The sequence below is a fragment of the Subdoligranulum sp. APC924/74 genome (assembly GCF_003324125.1).
In the GTDB taxonomy this organism is placed as follows: Bacteria; Bacillota; Clostridia; order Oscillospirales; family Ruminococcaceae; genus Gemmiger; species Gemmiger qucibialis.
Map to the genome: position 1 here is coordinate 1 of NZ_PSQF01000094.1, position 10,145 is coordinate 10,145.

At 60.8% G+C, this 10,145-nt stretch carries 7 protein-coding genes; all 7 read right to left on the reverse strand.

The window, feature by feature from the left end:
• Positions 1 to 109 precede the first annotated feature (109 nt).
• The 7 genes from C4885_RS13810 to C4885_RS13840 all read right to left on the reverse strand — a co-directional run bounded on the left by C4885_RS13810 (position 110) and on the right by C4885_RS13840 (position 10,003).
• Positions 110 to 1,993: a hypothetical protein gene (locus C4885_RS13810; RefSeq protein WP_114000894.1), complete on the reverse strand. Its 1,884-nt coding sequence runs from the start codon at positions 1,991 to 1,993 to the stop codon at positions 110 to 112.
• A gap of 250 nt (positions 1,994 to 2,243) precedes the next feature.
• Entirely contained in the window at positions 2,244 to 3,320 is a 1,077-nt protein-coding gene (locus tag C4885_RS13815; RefSeq protein WP_114000895.1) for a hypothetical protein, read from the reverse strand.
• 90 nt (positions 3,321 to 3,410) lie between these two features.
• Complete coding sequence (gene ftsZ / locus C4885_RS13820; RefSeq protein WP_114000896.1) at positions 3,411 to 4,664, reverse strand: cell division protein FtsZ; 1,254 nt, start codon at positions 4,662 to 4,664, stop codon at positions 3,411 to 3,413.
• Positions 4,665 to 4,962: 298 nt separating this feature from the next.
• Positions 4,963 to 6,273 (reverse strand): UDP-N-acetylglucosamine 1-carboxyvinyltransferase, encoded by a 1,311-nt coding sequence (locus tag C4885_RS13825; protein WP_114000897.1) that lies wholly within the window; start codon positions 6,271 to 6,273, stop codon positions 4,963 to 4,965.
• 88 nt (positions 6,274 to 6,361) lie between these two features.
• The gene (locus C4885_RS13830; RefSeq protein WP_114000898.1) at positions 6,362 to 6,949 is read right to left on the reverse strand and encodes a dipicolinate synthase subunit B; all 588 of its coding nucleotides are present in this window, start codon (positions 6,947 to 6,949) and stop codon (positions 6,362 to 6,364) included.
• Positions 6,949 to 7,770 carry an NAD(P)-dependent oxidoreductase gene (locus tag C4885_RS13835; protein ID WP_114000899.1) on the reverse strand — a complete coding sequence of 274 codons (822 nt, stop codon included), beginning with the start codon at positions 7,768 to 7,770 and terminating at the stop codon, positions 6,949 to 6,951. The genes C4885_RS13830 and C4885_RS13835 overlap by 1 nt, the downstream gene beginning before the upstream one ends.
• A gap of 250 nt (positions 7,771 to 8,020) precedes the next feature.
• Positions 8,021 to 10,003 carry a M23 family metallopeptidase gene (locus tag C4885_RS13840; protein WP_158538909.1) on the reverse strand — a complete coding sequence of 661 codons (1,983 nt, stop codon included), beginning with the start codon at positions 10,001 to 10,003 and terminating at the stop codon, positions 8,021 to 8,023.
• Positions 10,004 to 10,145 lie beyond the last annotated feature (142 nt).

A 10,145-nucleotide genomic window follows, 5' to 3' on the forward strand; every position in this document is an offset into this window, starting at 1 on the left:
CGGCGCTCACCTTTGCAGCATCCAGTATTATCTGCGCTTTTGGCTTGGCATCTGCCGCACCTCGCTCGCCGTATCGGCACTTAAAATTATGCGGTATTGCCCTTATTGCTTACTGCACGCTTTGCATATATTCTTCAATTCTCTGGCTGAAGATTTCCGGCCAGCGGGCGTCGTATTCGGCAAACACCTGCTTGAAGTAATCGGCTTCCTCTGCATCCGGCCGGGCTGTGCGGCGGTAGCAATACAGGGTAATGCCGTCCAGCGGGAACTCGGTCACATATTCATAATGGATGGCAGCAGGGCTTTGGGTGCGCAGCGCTGCGTTGATGGGACCGACAATGCCGCCCTCATCCACACGATCGGTCACCATCACATATTCTGACGTCCAGATTCCCGTGGGGAAGCCATGGGTGGAGGGCACACTGCTCTCCCACAGGATCATCGTTTGCAGCTGGGGGTGGGCCGGGTCACTGTAGGCAAAGGTAGTGCCGCTGTAACCATTGGAATCCATATTGATATAAACGGTCTGGTCCTCGGTGCAATGCTCCAGCACAAAATCTGTCACGGCGCGCATTTGGGCCAGGTCGGTGCGGCGGGTCAGGTCCAGGCTTTCGCTGCTCAGGGCCAGGGTCCGCACGTTTTTACCGGGCAGACGCAGGGCGTTGCCGAAGTTGACCACCAAAAATACGGCCAGAACACCCGCCGCAGCATTGCGCAGCCAGGGCTTTGCCTTTTGCTGGGTCAGTTTGGCGCACAGGCCAAACAGCATCAACAGGTAAAAAGGCGCAAGGATCAGGCTCTGGTGGTCGCCCAGGGACTGGGTACGGGTAAACAGCACCATCGCCCCCAGGCTGGCCGCGGCGGCTACAATAGCCTGTGCACGGGTGCTGCGGCAATACAGCAGCCACACCAAGCCTGCCGCGCAGAGCACCAGCCAGATCAGTCCCTGGGTGCGCAGCTGGCCCAGGCAGTTGTTGCCAAAGCCGCCGCCGTAGTAAGCGCCGTAAATATCGGCGTAGTCGGTTGTCAGGATGGTTTTGAAGGTGGGCAGCAGCGCCCCCACGATGATCACAGCGCTGGGCACGCCGAACAGCAGCATATGTTTGAGGGTACTCCCCAGCGTTTTGCGGCGCACCGCCCCCACCAGCACCGCCAGCACATACACAGCATAAAACGCCAAGATCCAGAACATGTACCAGCGCCGGGTCAGGATCAGGGCAAACGTTGCAGCAAAAATCGCCAACAGCCGCGGCCAGGGCAGCGTTTCAAACCGGTAATCCGCGCACAGCAGGGCGATCACTGCGGCAAAAGTCAGGCCAAAGGCATCCGGCATGCCGTGGGTGGCAGGCCACAAAAACATGGGCCACAGCACCATAACCGCCATACACAGCGGGTAATACAGCGCCGTATGGCAAGCGGGCAACTGCTGGGCCAGATATTTTGCGCCCATCAGCAGCGCAAACCACATGGGCACAAAGCAGGTGATGGCATAGCACACCATAAACGCATTGATGCTGCGCCCGGTAAAGAGATACGGCACACTGATAAAGAGATTCATGAACATCTTATAGTCCGCCGTCAACAGGCTTTCCAGCAGCACATGAATGCCGTAAAATCCGCTTTGACCAAAGCTGCCGAACAGCAGTGTCTGCTTGGCAAAATAGTTGATCGCGTCATCACTGTACACCGTTTGGCGGTAGCACACCAGTGCAGCGATGACCGCAACGCCCACAGCGGAGCCAGCCAGCCAACTGCGCAGGAACGTTTTATCCTGTGCTGCCCTCTGACCGGGGAACACCGTCTGCCAGGTAAAGTGCAGCAGCAGGCACAGCCCGCCCATGCAGACAGCCCACATCAGCACCACCAGCAGCATGCCGCCATAGGCTGTGATCACACCGCCCACCAGAATGGCACACAGCAGCAGCACGCCATACGCCAGCCAGCGTGGACCGGCCGGGAGTGCGCGAAGGTTCGGGAACTGAATTTTTCCCATCGGGGGCCTCCTTTCGCCCTTTATTTGTTTATACAATTTGTTTATATAAAATTATTTTATACAAAGTATTTATTTTGTTCGTGTTGTCCTGCTCTTGTACAACCCTTATGCGGCTTATTTCACAGGGGGGGAACAGTTACACTCCACGCAGTCACACAACACTGCGGGCATCCGGCACTTCCACACTTTGCAAGTCAAATACAAAAGCAGCCCGCGAAACCAAGGCTCCGCGGGCTGCCGGGTTATGTATTTACTTTCTTGCGGCCGCCGGCTGATTCAAACGTTCCAGCTCGGCATTCAGGTCCTGGCTCACACTGCGGCGGGTATCACCTGCGCGGCGCAGGCGGTGGGTGTTTGCATTATTGGCCTGCACCTGCGGCTGGCTGCGCACAGGGCGCACCCGTTTGGCAGCTGGCTGAGCAGACTTATTATGGCGCACCTTTGCCTGGGCAGCGGGACAATTTTCCTTTGCGGTGTTCTCTCCAAAGTGGCGCAGCTCCGCACCAAAGGCTTCAAAATCTGCACCGGTTGCATCCAGTGCCTGATAAATTGCCGTGGTGGCATCATCCAGGTCCGCAGTGGCGGCGCTCAGGCGTTCATCCACGCGGGTCACACGCTCACGCAGCATGGCAAGGCTTGCGGCCAAATCTCGGGCATGCTCTGTCATGCGGCCCTGCTGCTCTTCAGCCTGCTGTTTCAGGCGTTCTTCGGCCGCATCGGCTTTCAAGCGGGCTTCCATCAAAATCTGACGAGCCTCAATGCGGGCTTCCTCGGTCACATCAGCCTGGGGTGCCTTCGGTTCCGGGGCCGGCTCCGGCTTTTCCTGCGGGGCAGGCTGAGGTACGGGGGCCGGTTCCTGCTTGGGGGCAGGCATACCGCCTTTGGGGATCATCGCCTCGTATTCAGCAATCTGCTTTTCGTACTCGTCGATCTGTTTTTGCAGATCGCGGCAACGGAACTGCCATTCCACCACAGCCTGCTGATTTTCTTTATTGCGGCTCAGGTTTGCCGTGGCGCGCTCTTCTACCGATTTGGCGCGGGCGACCACCTCGGCAGCCGATTTTTCCGCAGCTTCGGCGCGCTGGTTAGCGGCTGAAAGATCGCTTTGCAGCTTTTCCACACAGGCACGTGCAGCGGACTGTTCAGAGCGCATTTTATCCAGCTGGGCCTGCAGCTGGGCAATCTGCTCTTCCTGCTCTGCGCTGTGCTGCCGGTTTTCGTTGTCCAGTGCATTGAGGTAAGCCAGCACATCATTTTTATCAAAGCCCCGGAACGTGGTTCGGAACCCTTTTTCCTGCAGGGCTGATAAGGTTTGGCTGCTGGGCATAGCTTTCCTCCTAAACTGGTCAGCGGGCCGTTTTGTTTTTTATGCGAGCATGCCTGCCCGCAGCCGCAAAGGATAGAGAACGCGCAGCGATCAGGAACGCTTGTTCAGGATGCTGAGCAGATCGTTGAAGTAATCACCGTCATCTTCGTTGCTGTCATCTTCCTTGGCAGCGGGGGCGGTGGAAACCGGGGTGTCAACATTGGGGTTGAACACATTGCTGAATACCGGGTTGGGGATGACCGGATCAGCGGCCGGGGCCGGGGCGGGGGCGGGAGCCGGGGCAGGTGCAGCGGCCGGGCGCGGTGCAGCCGGGGCAGCAGCAGGTGCAGCGCCTGCGGCAGCGCGCTGGGCGTTCACAACAGCCTGGATGGGCTCGTCCACGCCAGGCGTGCTTTCAAAGCCGGTAGCCACAACGGTAATGCTCATCTCATCCTGCAGGCGCTCGTCAAACGCAGTACCCCAAATGATGTTCGCATCGGGATGTGCGCTCTGGGTGATCATGGAAGCAGCAGTCTCAACATCGTCCAGGCCGATATCCGGGCTGGAGGTAATGTTGATGATAACGCCGCGTGCACCGGCAATGCTGGTTTCCAGCAGCGGGCTGGAGATTGCAGCCTTGGCAGCGTTTTCTGCCTTGCCTGCACCCTTGGCAACGCCAACGCCCATGTGGGCAAAGCCGGCATCCTTCATGATGGAACGGACGTCAGCAAAGTCGAGGTTGATGAAAGCGGGAACATTGATCAGGCTGGAGATGCTCTCAACGCCCTGGCGCAGCACGTTATCGGCTGCTTCAAAAGCGTTCATCAGGGTGATCTTTTCCTGGCTGATGAGCTTCAGCCGCTCGTTCGGGATCACGATCAGGCTGTCTACATGCATCATCAGGTTGGCAATACCCTGTTCGGCCATGCTCATCTTGCGCTTGCCCTCAAAGGCAAAGGGCTTGGTGACAATACCAACGGTCAGGATGCCCAGGTCATGGGCCGTTTCGGCCACGACCGGTGCAGCGCCGGTGCCGGTGCCGCCGCCCATGCCAGCGGTGATGAACACCATCTGGGCACCTTTCAGTGCATTGGCGATCTCATCCTTGCTTTCCTCCGCTGCACGCTGGCCGACCTCCGGGTCAGCACCAGCGCCGCGGCCCTTGGTCAGCTTTGCGCCAAGCTGAACCTTCTGGGTAGCCTTGGAGTTGACCAGTGCCTGCTGGTCGGTATTCATTGCTACAAATTCAACGCCATTCAGGCCAGCTTCAACCATGCGGTTCACAGCATTGCCGCCGCCGCCGCCAACACCGATAACCTTAATGTTGGTTACATTCTGCATCTCTTCATCGAGAACGAACGCCATAAGTGTATCCCCCTAAAGAATATAAAATTGCAAATGCAACAGGGCCGGATTTCCGCCAGCGGACACACTGACCCCCATAAAGGAAGCGCCGCCCCACACCCCAAACTTTGCTTACGCGCGTTGCGGTGCAGCCAGCTCTTCCTAAGATATCGCATATAACTGTTTATAAGAATAACAAATTCTGCAAATAATTTCAATACCCACACGCTAAAAAGCCAAAAAATAGATGTTCACATTTGTGGGTATCACAAAAAGCCCCGCAGGTTTTGCGGAGCTTTGGTGAATTATGACAATATTTTTACAGTTTTTTCGTCTGTCTGCCAGCTTCTGTCCCGGTGCGGCCTGCCCGGCAGTCGGCCCCCAGGCGGCGCAGATCCCCCGCCAGGTCGGCATAGCCGCGCCGGATATGTCCGGCATCCAGCACCCGCACGCAGCTCCCGTCCCCCACACCAAGGCCCGCCAGTACCAGTGCTGCCCCGCCCCGCAGGTCTGGTGCAGTCACAGTGGCACCATGCAGTTTTGCGCTGCCGCCAAGGTACAGCAGCCGTCCCTCGCTGCGGGCATCAGCCCCCAGGGCGGCAAAGCCCTGTGCACAGGCAAAGCGGTTTTGGAACAGACCGTCATAAATGCGGGATGCTCCCTCCGCCCCCAGCAGCACCGCTGCAGCCAGCGGGGCAGTATCTGTGGCAAGGCCAGGGTAAGCAGCCGCTACAAGTTCCTGACCGCCGCGCAGCTTTGTATCCTGATCCCGCGTGATGCTAAACTCATTTTCCCCGCGGGCAACCTCGCAGCCGCTGCCCTGCAAAAAGTCCAGAAACGCCGCCAGCCACACCGGACTGCACTGCGTTACCGTCACCCGCCCGCCTGCAATGGCGGCGGCGGCCGCATAAGTCGCTGCGGCAATGCGGTCCGGCAGCACGGTATGCACACAGCCGTCCAACAGCTCGCCGCCGGTACCTCGGATGCAGACCACCGGCGTACCCGCCCCCGTGATCTTTGCCCCGCAGGCGTTCAAAAAAGCGGCGGTATCCGCAATTTCCGGCTCGCACGCCGCACCGCGCAGGGTGGTAACGCCCGCCGCACAGCAAGCCGCCAGCATCAGGGTCAGGGTTGCTCCCACGCTGGGCAGGCGCAGAGCAAAATCCGTACCACGCAAAACGCCGTGGCGGCGCAGCACCACGCACTCTGCCGCCGCACACACCTGTGCCCCCATGGCCGTCAGCCCGGCCAGGTGGATATCAATGGGCCGCGGCCCCAGTCTGCACCCGCCGGGCAGCGGCAGCTCTGCCCAGCCCGCGCGGGTCAACAGCGGTGCCAGGTAAAACACCGACCCCCGCATAGCCCCCGCCAACGCCGTGGGCACCCGCCCGCTGATCTGCCGGGCTGGCTGGGTGACAAGGTCCTGCCCGGCCCAGGCCGCCCCACTGCCCACAGCCCGCAGCAGATCCAAACTGGTCTGCACATCCCGCAGCAGGGGCACCCGGCGCAGGGTGCAGGGCTGCGCACACAGCAGCGTTGCCGCCAAAAGGGGCAGCACACTGTTTTTGGCCGCTGCCGGGCGGATGCTCCCCCGCAGCGGGTTCCCGCCTGTTACTTCGATATATTCCATTGCCGCACCGCCCCTCTTTGTTCCCACACCAAAGCGCCCTTTTCTATCATATGCCGCACCCGCACAAAACAGCTCTGTTCCACGGGTTTTACAGCAAAATCGGCTGCAGCTGCACCCCGCGCAGAGCGGCTTCCAGCGTATCCGGCAGCTGGGTAAAATCCGCTTTCAGGCTGCAGGGCTTTTTGTAGCTGTCGTCCTGGCCAAAGGGAATGAAATAATAATTTTTGCGCTGCAGCAGCGTCGCCAGCGCTCCCACGCTGCCGGAAAGCCCATCGTTGGTGGATACCCCGATCACCACCGGCCTGCCGCCGCGCAGCATGCTTTTGGCCGCCAGCGTGACCGGCGTTGCGCTGATGCCCGCCGCCAGCAGCGCCATCGTTGTGCCGGTACAGGGAGCAATGACAAGTGCCTGTGCCATATGCTTGGGGCCAAGGGGTTCCGCTTCCCGCAGATCCTCCAGCGGGCGGTGGCCGGTGGCTTCCTCCAGGCGCTGCTTCCAATCTGCCGCGCGGCCAAAGCGGGTATCCAGCGCCGACGCCGCATAGCTCAGCATCGGCAGTACTTCCCACCCGCAGGCGCGCAGGCGGATGATTTGCGGCAGAACCGTTTCAAATGTGCAAAAGCTGCCGCACAGGGCAAACACCACCGTGCGCGGCGGTTCCAGGCTGGAATTCATCAGCTCACTCCCCTTTCGCTGCGGGCCGTGGCGGCACGCTCCTGTAAAATCACTTCCACGGTATGCGCCACCAGCGCACCGGCGGTTTCGGGCGCACAGCGGGCGGGCAGGCTCAAGGCATGTTCCGCACGCAGGCCCAGTTCCCGCGCGGCGGCAAAATCCGTTCCGCCGGGGCGGCTGGCAAGGTCCAGGATCAGCGCCCCCCTGGGCAGGCAGCGCAGCTGGGCCGCCCCCAGCACCGGGGCCGGTATGGTGTTGATGACCGCATCAAAGTGCGGCAGAAGCTGTTCCAACGCGGTCAGCGGTGCGGCATGCAGCCCCGCGCAGCGCGCTGCGGCCCGCTGTTCCGGCGCGCGGGCGGCAATGGTCACCTGCCCGCCCAATGCCTGCAGCCGCCGGGCCACCGCCCGCCCAATGCGCCCATACCCCAACACTAGGAACTCACTTTCCCATATCGTGCGCTGGCGCAGCTGCATCAGCAGGGCCAGGCACCCTTCCGCAGTGGGTACTGCGTTCAGGCAGGCCAGCTCCGGCCGCAAAAAGTAATCCACCAACTCCACCCCGGCGGCCTGCGCCGCTTTGCGCACCGGTTCGCTGATGCGCCCGCCAAGGGCCAGCGTACCGGGGCGGGCGGCGCGCAGGATGCGGGCAAGGTCCGCCGCCTCGGCATCCATCGGCATAGGCAGCAGGATGTAATCCGCCTGCCCGGCCCCCTCTGCCCCCAGCACGGTATAGCCGCTGTTCTGCAGCGCCCGCGCCGCCGCCAGTTGGCGGGCATCCCGCCCAACCACACAAAAAGTCAAATTACATGCTGCCGCCATAATGCTTCCCCCCGGTGTTGTATCTGGCCGTTTGTTCCATGTTATGCCGGGGTGGGCGGCATGGTTCCGTCAGAACATCAAAAACGCCTGCCGCAAAAAAGTTCCCCCGCCTGCACCACAAAGAATGCAGACAGGGGAATTTTTCTATTTATGGCAACACCGCACAATTCCCGCCTTGCGGCTTAAGCACCGCTCCGGCGGCTGCGGTACTTAGAATTATGCGGTATTGCCTTATCGGTTATGCTCCGTTTTAATAGCTGCGCAGGGCATCGCACTGTCCGCGCAGGATACGCAGCGGCTCCACGGGGGTTTTGCCCACGCGCACTTCCACCACGGTAGCTTTGTCGGTGGTGCCAAGGGCATCGCCCTGGGCCACGATTGCACCTTTTTCTACCGTCAGCCTGCGCAGGCCATAGTAAATAGTCTTTACGCCCGCGCCGTGCTCGATCACCAGCGTATTGCCCACATTGGGCAATTTTTCCGCCAGCAGTACCTTGCCGCCCGCCGGGGCAATCAGGTCGCACCTGCCGGAAAGCACCACATTGATGCTGGTGCGGCCGGTACCGGTGTTGTTCTTGCGCTCGGTCTGGGTACGGTTGACATATTCGGTCAGGCCATACGGCAGGGTGACCTCCACCTTATCGCTGAACGGCGAAGCAAACCCAGCGTCCGCCCAGTAGATGGTATCCGATGCCGTATCCAGCAGGTCCAGCACTTCCTGCGGGGTATCATCCGCGCCGACATACGGCGTGACCAGCCTGGACTTGGAAGTATAATCCCGAAAAGATGCGGCGCTCTTGCTCACGTTCAGGGTAAGCTCCTGCACCTCGCCGTCCACGGTGACCTTGATGGTATAGCTGCCAGGCTCGGTTTCCAGCGGGACCGCCAGGTAAGCCACCCAGCCATCGCCGGTCGCGCTGGCACGGAAGCCGGTATCCGGCAGTTCTGCCGTCAGGCTTGGCTTGGTATCCGTCTGCTGGCCCGTTACCTTTACGGCCACAACGCCACCCGGCGTAACAGCCTGGGTATTCAGCCGCACGGTAGCCTTAATCGTTACATCAAATGTGAACTCATAGGTCTGGTGGCCCGAAACTGTCGGTTCGCTCTGGTAACCCTCGCCACTGCTGACCACCAGCTTGGCGGTGTAGCTGCCGGGCGTGGTAAAGCGGTAGGCGGCAAATTCCTGGGCACTGCCGCTGAACACTTCCTGCTTGTTCTCGTCCTTAACGGTCACTTCGGCGCTGCAGTCCGCCGGGGTCACCCGCAGCGTCATGGTGCCGCCGCCAAAATCAGATTCCAGCGCTGTGGGAGTGCTGGAAAGTGTCTCGGCATAGGTACGCTTAAGGTGGTTGCCTGCCACCGGCACCTGCCAATGGTACGCCACGGGGTCCAGCTGCTGGCCCGCCACTGTTACCGTAACGGCAGGAATCATATCCGGCGTGGCTTTTTTGTACAGCCAGTATATGCCGCCTGCGGCGATCATACCCGCCAGCAGCACCACCAGCAGCAGCCAGCCGATCAGCAGCCGCACGGCGCGGCCCACTTTGCTGCCAGTCGATTCCGGCGTATCTGCCTCTTTCTCCGCCTGTTCTGCTTCGGCATCCTCGATCTGTTCAATCGAAACCTGGACCGTTCGGGTGATCTCCGCCTTGCGCCGCTCTGCTGCAGCGCGCTGTTCCGGGGTCAGTTCCGGTTCGTCATCCTCCGGCTCCGTGGCCTGGGGCAGCTGCGCGGCTTTGGGTTCCTGCACCGCCTTTTCCGGCATTTCCGGCGCGGCGGCTGCTTCAGCCGGTTCGGCCACAGCGGCAGGTTCCGGCGTTTGCGGTTTTTCCGGCGCTTCCGGGGGTTCCGGCCGGGGCTCAACATATTGCTGCGGTTTTGCTTCCAGCTTGGGGGCAGCCTTTTTGCGGCGGCGTTTGCCGCCTGCCTGCCCGCTGCGCGGCGCTTTGGGCTTGGCTGCCACCTGTTCCGGGGCGGCAGCTTCGGTCTGCTCGGCTTGTTCCGCCCGCGTTTTTGGTTCTTGCGGGGATTTTGTATTTTGGGGTTCGCTTTTTTGTTTTTGCGTGCCCGTTTTGCGGTGCGCAGTATTGCTATTGCTGGCATGGGGTTTGGCCGTCCTGCCTCGCCCCGTGCCTGGAGCGGTTTTGCCCTGCGTGCACTGCCCGCCCCTGGCTTTGGGCTTTGGCTGCTGCGCCGGCTCCATCGCAGTCTGTGTTACCTTCTCTTCGTCCATCGCTTTCTCCACCAACATTTGCGATTTATCGTTGCTCTAAGGCAACACCGCTCAATTCCCGCCTGACGGCTTAAGCACCGCTCCGGCGGCTGCGGCACGGCATCTGCGTTGCCAAAATGCTCGATAATGTCGGGTTGCGGTA

Bases quoted from the DNA above. Each gene is read 5' to 3' on its own strand.
- C4885_RS13830 (WP_114000898.1), bottom strand. From the start codon at position 6,949: ATGAATTCCAGCCTGGAACCGCCGCGCACGGTGGTGTTTGCCCTGTGC.
- C4885_RS13810 (WP_114000894.1), bottom strand. From the start codon at position 1,993: ATGGGAAAAATTCAGTTCCCGAACCTTCGCGCACTCCCGGCCGGTCCA.
- C4885_RS13840 (WP_158538909.1), bottom strand. From the start codon at position 10,003: ATGGACGAAGAGAAGGTAACACAGACTGCGATGGAGCCGGCGCAGCAG.
- C4885_RS13835 (WP_114000899.1), bottom strand. From the start codon at position 7,770: ATGGCGGCAGCATGTAATTTGACTTTTTGTGTGGTTGGGCGGGATGCC.
- ftsZ (WP_114000896.1), bottom strand. From the start codon at position 4,664: ATGGCGTTCGTTCTCGATGAAGAGATGCAGAATGTAACCAACATTAAG.
- C4885_RS13825 (WP_114000897.1), bottom strand. From the start codon at position 6,273: ATGGAATATATCGAAGTAACAGGCGGGAACCCGCTGCGGGGGAGCATC.
- C4885_RS13815 (WP_114000895.1), bottom strand. From the start codon at position 3,320: ATGCCCAGCAGCCAAACCTTATCAGCCCTGCAGGAAAAAGGGTTCCGA.